This window comes from Bacillus sp. FSL R5-0560 (genome assembly GCF_037966305.1).
Taxonomy (GTDB): Bacteria; Bacillota; Bacilli; order Bacillales; family Bacillaceae; genus Bacillus; species Bacillus mojavensis.
This window is the reverse complement of the sequence record NZ_CP150195.1, coordinates 863,759-879,259: the sequence shown is the minus strand read 5'-3', so window position 1 is coordinate 879,259 and position 15,501 is coordinate 863,759. Positions and strand designations below refer to the sequence as shown.

Below are 15,501 nucleotides of genomic sequence, written 5' to 3'. Positions count from 1 at the left end.
ACACTCTACCCCAGCCACAATATAATAAACATTTTGCAGATCTGACACACGATAAGCACAATGACCCAATTCACATCACTCAAAGATGATACATAATACTTATTTTTCTCCCTTTTACAATAATCATAAAGAAACATCTACAAATGCTTACAAAATATTCTTACAATAGAACCTGTAACATAAATTTCGTTGAAAGGTGGAGAACTGGTGAGAATACAGAAAAGACGAAAAGACGTCAGTAACATTCTCCGTATTCTGCTGCCCCTCATTATGATACTTAGCCTAATCCTCCCAACACCGCCCGTTTACGCAGAAGAAAACACGGCTCCTCAAGTGAATCTCAGTATTTTGGCTACAACTGATATTCATGCCAACATGATGGATTACGATTACTACAGCGACAAAGAAACGACAGAATTCGGGCTTGCCAGAACGGCTCAGCTGATCCAAAAGCACCGTGAGCAAAGCCCAAACACCCTGCTCGTCGATAACGGCGACTTGATTCAAGGGAATCCGCTGGGCGAATACGCGGTGAAATATGAAAAAGACGACATTATCTCCGGCGCGAAAACCCACCCGATCATCAGCGTCATGAATGCGCTGAAATACGACGCCGGCACATTGGGGAATCATGAATTTAATTACGGGCTCGACTTTCTCGACGGCACGATCAAAGGAGCCGATTTCCCGATTGTAAATGCCAATGTCAAAACACCTGGCGGCAAACACCGTTATACGCCGTATGTTATTAACGAAAAAACAGTCACAGATGAAAACGGAAACGAACAGAAGATCAAAATAGGCTACATAGGCTTTGTCCCGCCGCAGATCATGACCTGGGACAAAAAGAATCTCGAAGGACAGGTTCAGGTACAGGATATTGTCGAATCTGCCAATGAAACGATACCGAAAATGAAGGCAGAAGGCGCGGATGTCATTATTGCCCTTGCCCATACCGGTATTGAAAAGCAGGCGCAATCGTCAGGTGCAGAAAACGTCGTTTTTGACCTGGCCACGAAAACCAAGGGCATTGATGCGATTGTCTCGGGCCATCAGCACGGACTCTTCCCTTCCGCAGATTATGCGGGTGCCGCTCAGTTCGATGTTGAAAAAGGAACAATAAACGGCATTCCGGTCGTCATGCCAAGCAGCTGGGGCAAATATTTAGGCGTTATTGACCTCAAGCTTGAAAAAACAGACGGCTCGTGGAAGGTCGCAGATTCCAAGGGCAGCATCGAATCAATTGCCGGCAGTGTCGCTTCCAGAAACGAAGCCGTCACAAACACCATTCAGCAAACACATCAAAACACGCTGGAATATGTCAGAAAGCCTGTCGGCAAAACAGAAGCTGACATAAACAGCTTCTTTGCACAGGTCAAGGACGACCCTTCTATTCAAATTGTGACAGATGCGCAAAAATGGTACGCGGAAAACGAAATGAAGGATACCGAGTATAAGGATCTCCCGATTTTGTCAGCCGGCGCGCCGTTTAAAGCCGGCGGCAGAAACGGAGCCAATTACTATACCAACATTCCGGCCGGGGATCTTGCGATTAAAAACGTCGGTGACTTGTATCTGTACGATAATACCCTCCAGATCGTAAAATTGACCGGCAGCGAAGTGAAGGACTGGCTCGACATGTCAGCGGGCCAATTTAATCAAATCGATCCGTCAAAAGGCGGCGACCAAGCCTTGCTGAATGAGAATTTCCGCTCCTACAACTTTGACGTGATTGACGGCGTCACCTATCAAGTCGATGTCACGAAACCGGCCAAATACAACGAAAACGGAAAAGTGATCAACGGAAATTCAAGCCGGATCATCAATCTTTCCTATGAAGGCAAACCAATCAGCCCGAGCCAGGAATTTCTCGTAGTGACAAATAATTACCGCGCAGCCGGCGGAGGTGGTTTCCCTCATCTGACGAGTGATAAGATTGTCCACGGCTCCGCAGTTGAAAACAGACAGGTGCTGATGGATTACATTATTGAACAGGAAACATTAAATCCAAAAGCCGATAACAACTGGTCGATTGCACCGGTTTCCGGCACGAATTTGACGTTTGAATCTTCACTTTTAGCCAAGCCTTTTGCGGACAAAGCCGATGATGTCGCTTATGTAAAACATTCTTCAAATGAAGGCTATGGCGTGTACAAGCTTCAATTTGACGACGATTCAGATACCGATCCTCCTAAAGGCGGATTATGGGATCTTACCGTCATGCATACGAATGATACGCACGCGCACCTTGATGACGCAGCCAGACGAATGACGAAAATCAACGAAGTAAGAAACGAAACAGACCACAACATCCTGCTTGACGCGGGAGATGTGTTTTCCGGCGACCTGTATTTCACGAAATGGAACGGTTTAGCCGACCTGAAGCTGATGAACATGATGGGTTATGACGCCATGACCTTCGGAAACCACGAATTTGATAAAGGTCCGTCCGTGCTTTCTGATTTTCTCAGCGGGAACAGCACAACTGTCGATCCGGCAAACCGGTATCACTTTGAAGCGCCCGATTTTCCGATCGTCAGCGCGAACGTGGACGTATCAAATGAACCTAAGCTGAAATCATATGTCAAAAAGCCACAGACCTTTACTGCGGGAGAAAAGAAAGAGCCGGGCATCCATCCGTACATTCTGTTAGACGTTGACGGTGAAAAAGTCGCCGTTTTCGGACTGACAACAGAAGACACAGCCACAACATCCAGCCCGGGCAAAAGCATTGTATTTAACGACGCATTTCAAACTGCGCAGAACACCGTGAAAACGATTCAGGAAGATGAAAAAGTAAACAAAATTATCGCTCTCACCCACATTGGGCATAACCGCGATCTTGAGCTAGCCAAAAAAGTGAAAGGCATTGACTTGATCATCGGAGGACACACCCACACCCTCGTGGACAAAATGGAGGTCGTGGAAAACGACGAACCGACTATCGTGGCGCAGGCAAAAGAATATGGCCAATTCTTAGGGCGTGTCGATGTCGTGTTTGATGAAAACGGCGTTGTACAAACAGACAAATCAAATCTGAGCGTGCTGCCAATTGATGAACATACAGAGGAAAACGCGGAAGCAAAAGAAGAACTCAAATATTTCAAAAAAGAATTAGAGGACGTTAAAAATGAAAAAGTCGGCTACACGGATGTGGTGCTTGACGGCCAGCGTGAGCATGTGCGAACGAAGGAAACCAATCTCGGAAACTTCATCGCGGACGGCATGCTGGCAAAAGCGAAAGCATCAGCAGGAGCCGACATTGCGATTACAAATGGCGGCGGCATCAGAGCAGGCATTGACAAAGGCGATATCACTCTCGGCGAAGTACTGAACGTCATGCCGTTCGGCAACACACTTTACGTCGCTGATTTAACCGGAAAACAAATTAAAGAAGCTCTTGAACAAGGCTTAAGCAATGTGGAAAACGGAGGCGGCGCTTTCCCTCAGGTGGCTGGAATCGAATATACCTTTACATTAAACAACGAACCTGGACACCGTGTTGTAGACGTGAAATTCGAATCGCCTAACGGAGAAAAAGTTGATTTGAATTCAGATGATACCTACCGCGTCGCAACAAATCATTTTGTCGGCGGCGGTGGAGACGGATACTCTGTCTTTACGGAGGCATCCCATGGTGAAGACCTTGGTTACGTAGATTATGAGATTTTCACCGAACAGCTGAAAAAACTAGGAAACAAGGTCTCTCCTAAAATCGAAGGACGCATTAAAGAAGTATTCCTGCCGACTAAGCAGAAGGATGGCAGCTGGACACTCGATGAAGACAAATTTGCGATTTATGCTAAAAATGCCAACACGCCATTTGTCTATTATGAAATGTCTGAAGGATCTCAAGAGAAGCCTATCAATCTAAAAATGAAAAAAGATCAGGTCAAGCTATTGAAGGATAGAGATTTAGATCCTTCCCTGACGGTGTTCAACTATTGGTACAGCATGAAGCTTCCAATGGTGAACATCAAAACCGCGGATACTGAGATCGGAATCGAATCTAAAGGAGAATTAAACGTCTCCTTATCAAATGTATATGACTTTACAGTGAAGCAAAAAGGAAAAGAAGTGAAATCATTTAAAGAACCCGTTCAGCTTTCGCTTCGGATGTTTGATATTGAAGAAGCTCACAACCCTGCCATTTACCATGTTGACTGGAAAAAGAAAGCTTTCACAAAGACAGAAAACGGATCAGTTGACAATGATATGGTAACAGGATACACAAACCACTTCAGCGAATACACGATCTTAAATTCCGGTGAGAACAACAAACCGCCGGCATTCCCGTCCGATCAGCCGACAGGCGGTGATGACGGCAGCAATGGCGGAGGCTCCGATAAACCAGGCGGAAAACAGCCGACTGACGGCAAAGGCGGCGGAGGCGGGGATCAAACACCTCCCGGCACTGAACCAACAAATGGATCGGGCGGTTCGGGAACCGATGGCCCAGCCGGCGGCTTGCTTCCTGACACAGCCACATCCATGTATTCCATCCTGCTGGCCGGATTTCTGATCAGCGCACTCGGAACAGCATTATATTTGCATCAGCGAAGAAAACAGAACAGAGCGAATCAGGCATAAAAAAAAGCTGCTCGTTATCGAGCAGCTTTCTTTTTTATACCCACTTCACAACATCCTCAACAGCAGATCTTGTTTTCGGACGAGGGTCTCGCACACGGTAGCCGAACGCCACCATAACAGAAATATCAAAGCTTCCGTTTTCCAGAAGGCCTTCTTCTTCAAGAATACGATGAATTTCATCATATTGGAAGCCTTCCACGGGGCAGGAATCAACGCCGATTTGCGCAGCGGCTGTCATCATGTTGCCAAGCGCAATATAGGTTTGTTTGGATGCCCAGTCAAACAATGTTCTGTCACTTTCAAGCAAATGCAGATCGTTTTTCTGGAATTCTTCGGTTTTGCTCAGGTAGCCTTCGTACACGTCCTGAGGCATTTGTTTCACTTCTTTTAAATGGCGTTTGATATAGTCAGCGTCATATCTGATATCCTTCGCCGTACGTGCCAGAATCAGTACAAAGTGGCTTGCAGTCGGCAGCTGCTTTTGCGCGCCCCATGTGAATTCACGAAGCTTCTCGCGGAATTCCGGATTCTGCACGACAACGAATTTCCAAGGCTCTAGGCCGAGTGAACTCGGAGACAGTCTTCCTGTTTCTAAAATAAATTCAAAATCGCTGTCTGATACTTTTTTATTCGGGTCAAATTCTTTCGTCGCATGTCTGAAATGGTACGCATCCAGAATTTGTTTTTTTAATTCTGCCATGTTAAACACCTCTCCTTTTGGTTACTCTCACTTCTATTGTAGCCATTCTCATAAAAAGTAAAAGTACGCACATTTTTGTATGATAGTATCAATTTTGATACCAAGAGAAAAAGCGCTCTGCCGCAGGCAGGCGCTCTTTATTTTCCCCGTCGCGCAAAATCGACAAACCTGAATTTGTCCAGACGGTGTCTGCTTTCCGTATATTGAAAGAGACTTGTATCCTCTAAAAAGACATAGTTTCTCACAACCACCATATGGTCATAGCCGCGTAAATCAAGCAATTCCCTGTCTTCATCCGTACAAGGCTCGGCCACAATTTCTTTCTGTGCGTAACTGATCGAAAGACCAAGCTCTCCTTCAATATATTCATAAATGGAGTTTTCGCAAATTTCTTTCGTCAGGTGAGGCACATGCTTTCTGAAAAAGTAGTCCTTGTCCAAAATGACATGCTCCCCGTCAATCTTTCTTGACCTGATGACTTCCCATATGTCATCATTCGGCTGTGCCCGAAGCTGTTTTTGGATCAGATCTGACGGGGGCACCAGCCCGAATTTGTGAACGGCTGTTTTCGTTTCTTTCCCCAAAGTTTGCGCCAGTTCCTTGAAGCTGACAAGCCCTGAGACCGGAAACTGCATTTTTTCACGGTTGAGAATCACAGAGCCTTTCCCTCTGATTTTCTGGATATATCCATTTTGAGCCAGCATGTGAAGCGCCTTTCGGACCGTTTCTCTTGATGTGCCGTACTGTGCAGTCAATTCATGTTCAGACGGAAGAATCTCCTCCGCCTTCCATTGGCCGTCTTCAATTTGCTGTGCGATGTTTTTATAGATTGTGATAAATTTATTCACCTTCATTTATGACCACCCAGCTTAGTTTAGCACGGTTTTGTTAAATGATAAACAATGGACTCATACGGGCGGAGCGTCATATTCTTCAGTTCCTCTCTCTCTTCATCGTTTGTCAGAAGCACCTCTGCCTCCCACTCGTCGGGCTTAAGCGTGTCCGGCAGTGTAAAGGCTGCCTCCGTCCCGTAAAAATTATTGATGACGAGCAGTTTCTCATTTTCACCATGTCTCATATAAGCAAACACGTTTGGATTGTCCTTTGCGATCAGTTCATACGTTCCGTCTGTGACAATGTCGTACGCTTTGCGAATCTGAATCAGCTTCTGGTAGTGATAAAAGACTGAATGTTTGTCCTTCAGCGCCGACTCTGCATTGATCTCCCGGTAATTGCCGGCGACCGGTATCCACGGCGTGCCTGATGTGAATCCGGCATTCGGCGTATCGTCCCACTGAACGGGTGTTCTGGAATTGTCACGGGATTTTTCCTGTAAAATGGCTAAAATCTCTTTCTCCGCCATGCCTTTTTTCTTGAAGGCGTGATACATGTTCAGCGACTCAACATCCCGATAGGAGCTGATGCCGGTAAATCTCGGATTCGTCATGCCGAGCTCTTCACCCTGATAAATATAAGGTGTGCCCTGCATCATATGAATGGCCGTCGCAAGCATTTTTGCCGATTTCACCCGATATGGACCGTCGTTTCCATATCTCGATACAATGCGCGGCTGATCGTGATTGCACCAAAACAAAGCGTTCCAGCCCCCTCCCGCCTGCATCTCCGTCTGCCACACGGATAAGATCTCCTTCAGCTTCAGAAAATCGAACGGAGCCAAGGCCCATTTTTCTCCGTTTGGATAATCGACCTTGAGATGATGGAAGTTAAACGTCATATCAAGCTCTTCGTTGCCCGGATTTGTATAACGGATGCAATGGTCAATCGATGTAGAAGACATCTCACCGACTGTCATGCTGTCATATTTTGCGAATACCTCCCTGTTCATTTCATGCAAAAACTCGTGTACACGGGGGCCGTCTGTATAAAAGGAACGGCCGTCACTGCCGTCTTTGGTATTCGGAAAGCGCTGGTCTTTTGAAATCAGATTGATAACATCAAGCCTGAAGCCATCAATTCCTTTTTCAAACCAAAAATGCATCATCTCGTAAACATGCTTTCTGACCTCTTCATTTTCCCAATTCAAATCAGCCTGTGTGACATCAAACAGGTGCAAATAATATTGGCCTGAGGCTTCGTCAAGCTTCCATGCCGAGCCGCCGAATTTCGATTCCCAGTTTGTCGGGGCTGTGCCGTCTTCGTTCGGGTTTTTCCATATATAAAAATCACGGTATGGACTGTCTTTTGAAGAAATCGCCTCTCTAAACCATTTGTGCTCAGTTGACGTATGATTGACCACAAGATCCATGACGACTTTTAAGCCTCTTTTGTGCGCTTCAGCTAATAAGCGTTCAAAATCTTCCATTGTGCCGTACTCTTGATAAATCGTGTAGTAATCCCGAATATCATACCCGTTATCATGCTGCGGAGAGTCGTAAATCGGCGTTAGCCAAAGAACATCAACCTGAAGCGTTTGTAAGTAATCAAGCTTTTCAATAATTCCATTCAAATCGCCAATGCCGTTTCCCGTCGTATCTTTAAAGCTTTTCGGATAAATTTGATAAACCACGGCTTTTTTCCACCATGGTGTTTGTTCTGTTTTCATCTGTCTCCACCACCGTCTTTTTTAATGAAAAAGGGAAAAAGGGACCGTCAATCACACGTCCCGCTCCCCTTTGTTATTTACGTTTCAGTCGTGCATAAGCGTATGTTCCGGCAAACGGAACAATTAAGACAATCGCCATTCCGATTGCGAATGCGCCCCAGTACTGGCTCATAATCGAGAAAATGCCGGGCACGCCGCCGACACCGACGGAACTTGCCAAAACGCCTTGAGATGAGATATACATCCCGGCCAGCCCTGAGCTGATCATCGCAATGATAAAAGGAAATCTGTAGCGAAGGTTCACCCCGAATATGGCAGGCTCTGTAATGCCCAGATAAGCGGAAATGCCTGATGTTAAGGAAAGACCTTTTTGTTTCTCATCCTTTACGATAAACATCATCGCCAGTGCCGCTGATCCTTGGGCGATATTTGAAAGCGCCAGCATCGGCCATAAAAATGTGCCTCCGAGCTTAGAGCCGATCAGCTGCAGATCAACTGCCAAAAACGTATGATGCATTCCGGTAATCACCAGCGCTGAGTATAAGCCGCCGTACAGCAGCCCGCCCAGCGCGGCAAATGAGCCGAACACCGAGATAAGCCCCGAAGTTAACACATTCCCGATCGCAAATGTGACCGGACCGATAATGATAAAGGACGCAAAACCCGTCACGAGCAGGGTAATCGGCGCGACGACTAAAAGCTGTATTCCCTCGGGCGTCCGTTTCGTCAAAAACAATTCAATCTTGGCGAGCAAATACGAAGCGAGCAAAATCGGGAGCACCTGCCCCTGGTAGCCGACCTTCTGCACCTCAAGGCCGAAAAGATTCCATACGGGGATCTCTCCGCTTTGTTCCGCGGCGCCATAGCCCCACGCATTCAGTAAATCAGGATGCACGAGCATAACGCCGAGTACAATGCCAAGGAGCGGATTTCCGCCAAACCGCTTCACCGCCGACCAGCCGATCAGCGCTGGCAGGAACGTAAAGGCCGTGCCTGCGATTAAATTGATCATATTGGCGAGATCCGCCCACTGCGGATACACCTGCACAATCGACTTCGTATTGAAGAAAATCCCCTGCGCCGTTAAGATATTGTTGATCCCCATTAAGAGACCTGCCGTGACAATCGCCGGCAAAATCGGAATAAAGATATCTGCAAGCGTTTTCACAGCACGCTGCAAAGGATTCATATTTTTTTCTGAGGCCTTCTTCACATCGTCCTTTGTTGACTCGCCAATCCCCGTTTCCTCGACCAGTTCCGCATATACTTTGTTGACTGTTCCCTGGCCGATTACAACCTGAAACTGTCCGTTTGTCGAAAACGATCCCTTTACAACATCGATTTGATCCAGCGCCTCTTGGTCAACCTTGCTTTCATCTATTAACGCGAAGCGTAAACGTGTTACACAATGAGTTGCCGCTGCAATATTTTCAGCACCGCCGACTGCTTCAACAATTTGCCGTGCTGATCTGTTCAGTTCCCCCATGCCAACCCCTCCGTTTGATAACTTGTATATACAACTTATGTTTATATTGTAGTCCTGTATATACATGTAGTCAACAACTTTTTGTAGCGCTTTCATACTATTCGTAAAGTCATAGAATGGCTTAACAGAAAGGTTGCTCTAAAAAGCTAGCAACTGTTTTGAGAGGTGAGCCCTATAAATAAACACGAGAATACCCTGCAAGTTCCTCCGTGAGCTCGAGGCCAACAAGGAAGGGCCGCTTTCTCCTATCTCAAGGAAAACACTATTAACAGAAGGCTGGGGTTTGACTTCGGAAATGGTCTGTGCGGATTTGTTGTATATATCGAAGGAATCGTAAATCTATTCAGGATCACGCCCTCCTTCCTTTTTGCGGTATCTGAAGGATGAAATAGAGAAAGACGAGGAATCTCTGCCGATACGAGCTTGAAACTATTATTTTGTCGACGTCAAAATGCCTGATTGTAAAAATGAAAGGCGGCTAAAGGAGGTTCAAGAGAGGCTTTACAGAAAGCCTCAGAGTCACTAACGCTCATTAATGGGGTGATGCGGTTGTGCTGCCTTTGTTCATCTATTTGATCATCAAGAGTTAGACGATGTTGAATTCCAAAAACACTACGAATTTTTAGCTTCTTTTGTTTGGTAAACAGGGCCCTGTTTCGTTTTTCTTCTATCTTTCAGGTAATACTGTTCTGATGTGAAAAATTCGGTATACAGCGCTTTCACCTTCTTGCTCAATAATAACAGCGCAATCACATTCGGAACGAGAATGAAAGCTAACGCTAAGTCCAGAAAGCCCCAGATGGCTTTTGCTCCGCCTGCGGCACCTATGATAATAGCCGCTAAATAGACGAATTTAATGACATGTCCCGACAGCCGTCCGAATAGAAATTCAGCTTGTTTTACGCCGTAAAATATGACAACCATAATGGTCGAGACAACAAAAAAGACGAGAGAAATCGAAACGAAGTACCCTCCGCCAGCTCCGAAATAATGCTGAAATGCAGCCGTAGTCAATGCTGCTGGATCATTTGAGGCGTCCTTCCCTGTCCAGACACCGGATGCAAGGACGACAAATGCCGTGGTGGTGCAGATAATCAAGGTGTCAATGACAATTCCGATCACAGACCAGAAGCCTTGTCTTACGGGGTGGTCAGTCATTGCCGCCGCATGTGCAATCGGGGCTGTTCCCATCCCGGCTTCATTAGAATACAGGCCGCGGGCAAACCCCCAGCGGATGGTTTCAGCCAAGGCAGCGCCTGCGAATCCTCCTGCTGCCGAAGAAGAAGTAAACGCATTCGAAAAAATAAGAGAGAAAAACACCGGCACAGATGAAAGATTCATTAGAACAATCAGGAGACCGGCTCCCGCGTATGCCCCTGCCATGAGAGGCACGACAAACTCAGTTACTTTTCCGATCCGCTTCACCCCGCCAATTACAACTAAACCAATCAAAAACGCGATGCCGATTCCGGCGTATATTTTATTGAAAGAAAACGTTTCGGCAAGAGAGACTGAAACTGAATTCCCCTGAACCATTATGCTTGGAATCAGCTCTACGATCAGTGCAACAGAAAAAAACACGCCGAGCCATTTCATGCGCAGTCCTTTTGTTATGTAATACATCGGTCCCCCGACAAATTCACCCTGCTCATTTTTTTCCCTGTAATGAACAGCAAGCACACTTTCTGAAAACTTAATCGCCATAGCAAATAAGGCAACCAGCCACATCCAAAAAACAGCCCCGGGACCGCCAAACATGATAGCCGCAGGCACCCCGACAATGTTCGCCGCCCCAATCGTCGAACTGAGGGCTGACGTCAATGCCTGAAGCGGCGTAACTGTCCCTTCTCCCTTCGGCTTTTTTCCTACGCTGCCGATCGTCTGCTTCAAAATGTATAGAGGATAGCGAAATTGAAAAAACTTCAGCAAAATGGTGAAGTACAATCCCGTCCCCGTCAGTAAGATGATTAGCGGCGGTCCCCACAGCCAATCAGATAGACGCTCTACCCATTCTAATAGTCGTTCCATCCCATCACCCTTTACCCGTTTATGGATCATTTCCCCACAGATGGAAAAACATAAACCTTTTAGAACAGACAGAACTGAGTCAAATTGAGGAAGAAAGGAAATTGGATGGCTAAAAAACAGCCGTCTGACAAGGAAAATTAAGTGGAAGAAGGTCTGTTTCGCCCAAGGCGATCATATACTTGATTCTTATAAAACGATGACGCTGGTTTGGAAAAAATGCCTTTTTTATCGGCAAGCTTATCGAGCATCAGCTGCTTCTCTGATTTTTTTCTTACTAATTGCTCACGTTCCTTTTCGTCATAGCACTTGGAGATTAAATGGTTGAGGGTCATAAGCTCTTTTTTAAGTGCCCCCTCATCATCAGCCATCCCTGCATTTTTTAACATACGATATCCCATCCGCAGAGATTCCGGCAAGTGGGCCGCATCATCCTTTGGCAGCGGTTTTCCCATTCCCGGCAGGTTGTCAAATTCTCCGTCTTTGATGGCGCGTTTAATCTTATCTTCAGACACAATATGAGAAAAATCCATCGTCCCACCTCTATTCATATAATGAACATATTTTATCATACAGCTGTCACAAACCATATTATTCCTTTATTGACAGAAAGAAACCTGTTTTTACATCTGGCGATTTCCTAGGAAATCGTTGATTCGACGGCGTTTTTCGCCACATTTTCCATCGGACGATTTTCACTTTTCTAATCAGCTGATTCGTGTTATATTGGATACGTTCGTTTTTTCTATCGTTTCGCTCGAACTGTGATCGGAAAAAAGGAGTGTAACAATGAAAACATTTATAAAAGAAAGAGGACTGGCCTTCTTCTTAATTGCGGTCGTCCTGTTATGGGTAAAGACGTATGTCGGTTATGTCCTGAACTTTAACTTAGGAATAGACAACACGATCCAGAAAATATTGCTTTTTGTGAATCCGCTCAGCTCAAGCTTATTCTTTCTTGGATTTGGACTTTTGTTCAAGAAAAAATTACAGCAGACAGCCATCATAGTGATTCATTTTTTAATGTCTTTTTTACTGTACGCAAACATTGTGTATTATCGATTCTTCAATGATTTTATTACGATTCCGGTCATTATGCAGGCAAAAACAAACGGCGGCCAACTCGGTGACAGCGCATTTTCGCTGATGAGACCGACTGACGCCTTTTACTTTATTGATACGATCATTCTGATTATCTTAGCGATTAAAGTGAACAAGCCTGCCGAGACGTCGTCTAACAAAAAATCATTCCGAATCGTTCTTGCGTCTTCGATTCTCGTTTTCTTAATCAACCTGGCAGTTGCGGAATCAGACCGTCCTGAATTGCTGACTAGATCATTTGACCGAAACTACCTTGTCAAATATTTAGGAACATACAATTTCACGATTTATGACGCTGTGCAGAATGTCAAATCCAACAGCCAGCGCGCACTCGCCGATTCAAGCGACGTAACGGAAGTTGAGAACTACATGAAAGCCAATTACGATGTGCCGAACAATGTGTATTTCGGCAAAGCGGAAGGAAAAAACGTCATTTACGTTTCACTTGAATCTTTGCAGTCCTTTATCATCGACTATAAGATTGACGGCAAAGAAGTTACACCGTTCTTAAATAAACTGGCACACGATAACGAAACGTTCTACTTTGATAACTTTTTCCACCAAACAGGACAAGGTAAAACATCGGATGCGGAATTTATGATGGAAAACTCTCTGTATCCGCTGGCTCAAGGTTCCGTTTTCGTTAACAAAGCGCAAAACACGCTTCAATCCGTTCCGGCGATTTTGAAGTCTAAAGATTACACATCTGCTACGTTCCACGGGAATACGCAGACGTTCTGGAACCGAAACGAAATGTACAAAGCGGAAGGCATCGATAAGTTCTTCGACTCTGCCTACTATGACATGAACGAAGAAAACACGAAAAACTACGGCATGAAAGACAAACCGTTCTTCAAAGAATCAATGCCGCTGTTAGAAAGCTTGCCGCAGCCGTTCTATACGAAGTTCATTACCCTGTCGAACCACTTCCCATTCGGAATGGATGAGGGGGATACGGACTTCCCGGCTGGAGACTTTGGTGACTCTGTCGTCAACAACTACTTCCAGTCAGCCCATTACCTTGATCAGTCCATTGAACAATTTTTCAATGACCTGAAAAAAGACGGGTTATATGATAAATCGGTTATCGTGATGTACGGAGACCACTACGGCATCTCTGAAAACCACAATAACGCGATGGCCAAAGTGCTTGGCAAAGACGAAATTACCGATTATGACAACGCCCAGCTTCAGCGGGTGCCGCTCTTTATCCACGCAGCCGGCGTGAAGGGCGAAAAAGTTCATAAATATGCCGGAGACGTCGATGTGGCTCCAACCCTTCTGCATTTGCTCGGAGTGGATACAAAAGACTATCTGATGTCCGGTTCTGATATTTTATCTAAAGAACACCGTGAAGTGATTCCGTTCCGTAACGGAGACTTTATATCACCGAAGTACACGAAAATATCCGGCAAGTACTATGACACAAAAACCGGTAAACAGCTTGATGAATCTGAGATCGACAAGTCAGAAGACTCACTCGTCAAGAAGGAACTCGAAATGTCCGATAAAATCATAAACGGAGACCTGCTGCGTTTCTACAACCCGAAAGGTTTTAAAAAGGTGAACCCTTCCGATTATGATTACACAAAACACGGCGAAGATTCAGAGACGTCAACAGAAGACGAAGATAAATAAGAAAAAAGCAGAGAGGCCAGCCTCTCTGCTTTTTCTATTTCACCGCAGCACGTAATTCCTCTGCCGCAAACTCGACATTCGGGCCAATAATGACTTGTACTGATTGCCCGCCCGATTTGACGACTCCTTTTGCGCCTGCTTTCTTTAATAACGCTTCATCCACTAAAGAAGTATCTTTCACTGTCAGTCTCAGCCTTGTCGCACAGTGATCAATCGTCTGCAGGTTTTCTTTTCCGCCAAGCCCCTTCAGCATGATGTTTTCATTGACAGACTGTGCTGTGTTCTCATCCAGCACCTCATCCAAGTCATCATCTTCCCGTCCCGGCGTTTTCAAATTCAACGTCTTAATTAAGACGTAAAACACGACAAAGTATACAGCCGCATAGCATATACCTACCAGAAGCAGAAGCAGCGGCTTTTCTGCAATTCCGTAGCTCAAAAGATAATCGATGGCACCGGCTGAAAAAGAAAATCCAGAGCGTATGCCGAGCAAATTAACGATGAATAACGACAGTCCGGTTAAAACTGCATGCACAGCGTATAACAGCGGAGATAAAAACATAAATGCAAACTCAATCGGCTCCGTAATTCCTGTAATAAAGGCAGTCAAAGCAAAACCAATCATCATTCCGGCCGTTGCTTTTCGCTTTGACGGCTTGGCAGTCACAATCATTGCCAGACATGCGGCCGGAAGACCGAACATCATAATCGGGAAGAAGCCCGTCATGTATGTGCCCGCTGTCGGGTCTTTAGCGAAAAAGCGCGCCAAATCGCCTGTCACTCCGTTATATTCGCCGAATTGGAACCAGAAAATATTATTCAGCACGTGGTGAAGACCAAGCGGAATTAACAGCCTGTTGAATAAACCGAATATGCCCGCGCCGATTCCGCCAAGCCCAAGCATCCACTCCCCAAACGCGTTAATTCCCGATTGAATTGGCGGCCATACCGCACCGAATATCCCTGCTAAAATGATTGTGAAAATAGCGGTGACAATCGGCACAAGCCGTCTACCGCTGAAGAACCCGAGATATTCCGGCAGTTTTGTATCCTTGAAGCGGTTATAGGTGTAACCCGCTATTAAACCGGCAATAATTCCCCCAAATACCGCCATGTTGTTTGCTTCATTAATTGATTTTGTTGCCGCGTCAAGCATCAGATACGAAATCGCCCCTGATAAACCCGCGGCCCCATTGCTGTCCTTTGAAATGCCGATGGCAATCCCAATCGCAAAAATAAGCGGCAGGTGATCAAAAACAGCGGTTCCCGCTTGATAAACAAACGGGATATCGAATAAATCCTCCCTGCCAAGTGCAAGGATAATCCCGACTGCAGGCAAAACCGCAATCGGGAGCATAAATGACTTTCCAAGCTTTTGTAAAAATGAAAGCATACCCA

At 45.7% G+C, this 15,501-nt stretch carries 9 protein-coding genes; 2 read left to right on the top strand and 7 right to left on the bottom strand.

What is annotated here, in order from left to right:
• Window positions 1-207 precede the first annotated feature (207 nt).
• Window positions 208-4,590, top strand: a complete 4,383-nt coding sequence (locus NST56_RS04270; RefSeq protein WP_339180252.1) for a multifunctional 2',3'-cyclic-nucleotide 2'-phosphodiesterase/3'-nucleotidase/5'-nucleotidase — start codon at window positions 208-210, stop codon at window positions 4,588-4,590.
• 34 nt (window positions 4,591-4,624) lie between these two features.
• On the opposite strand, the gene NST56_RS04265 is transcribed toward NST56_RS04270, so the two are convergent.
• The 6 genes from NST56_RS04265 to NST56_RS04240 all read right to left on the bottom strand — a co-directional run bounded on the left by NST56_RS04265 (window position 4,625) and on the right by NST56_RS04240 (window position 11,897).
• Window positions 4,625-5,290: an NAD(P)H-dependent oxidoreductase gene (locus NST56_RS04265; RefSeq protein WP_168747203.1), complete on the bottom strand. Its 666-nt coding sequence runs from the start codon at window positions 5,288-5,290 to the stop codon at window positions 4,625-4,627.
• 137 nt (window positions 5,291-5,427) lie between these two features.
• Window positions 5,428-6,144, bottom strand: a complete 717-nt coding sequence (gene treR / locus NST56_RS04260) for a trehalose operon repressor (protein ID WP_339180249.1) — start codon at window positions 6,142-6,144, stop codon at window positions 5,428-5,430.
• Window positions 6,145-6,164: 20 nt separating this feature from the next.
• Window positions 6,165-7,853: an alpha,alpha-phosphotrehalase gene (gene treC, locus NST56_RS04255; protein WP_339180246.1), complete on the bottom strand. Its 1,689-nt coding sequence runs from the start codon at window positions 7,851-7,853 to the stop codon at window positions 6,165-6,167.
• A gap of 73 nt (window positions 7,854-7,926) precedes the next feature.
• Window positions 7,927-9,339 (bottom strand): PTS system trehalose-specific EIIBC component, encoded by a 1,413-nt coding sequence (gene treP / locus NST56_RS04250; protein ID WP_168747200.1) that lies wholly within the window; start codon window positions 9,337-9,339, stop codon window positions 7,927-7,929.
• A 612-nt stretch (window positions 9,340-9,951) separates the two neighbouring features.
• On the bottom strand, window positions 9,952-11,367 hold the full coding sequence (locus tag NST56_RS04245; protein WP_339180239.1) for a sodium:alanine symporter family protein: 1,416 nt from the start codon (window positions 11,365-11,367) through the stop codon (window positions 9,952-9,954).
• Between the two features lie 137 nt (window positions 11,368-11,504).
• The gene (locus tag NST56_RS04240) at window positions 11,505-11,897 is read right to left on the bottom strand and encodes a DUF1992 domain-containing protein (protein WP_339180236.1); all 393 of its coding nucleotides are present in this window, start codon (window positions 11,895-11,897) and stop codon (window positions 11,505-11,507) included.
• A gap of 256 nt (window positions 11,898-12,153) precedes the next feature.
• Between NST56_RS04240 and ltaS the strand changes: the two genes are divergently transcribed.
• The gene (gene ltaS, locus NST56_RS04235; protein WP_339180233.1) at window positions 12,154-14,103 is read left to right on the top strand and encodes a lipoteichoic acid synthase; all 1,950 of its coding nucleotides are present in this window, start codon (window positions 12,154-12,156) and stop codon (window positions 14,101-14,103) included.
• A gap of 34 nt (window positions 14,104-14,137) precedes the next feature.
• Here ltaS and nagE read toward each other — a convergent pair whose 3' ends face one another.
• Entirely contained in the window at window positions 14,138-15,496 is a 1,359-nt protein-coding gene (gene nagE, locus NST56_RS04230; protein WP_010333380.1) for an N-acetylglucosamine-specific PTS transporter subunit IIBC, read from the bottom strand.
• Window positions 15,497-15,501 lie beyond the last annotated feature (5 nt).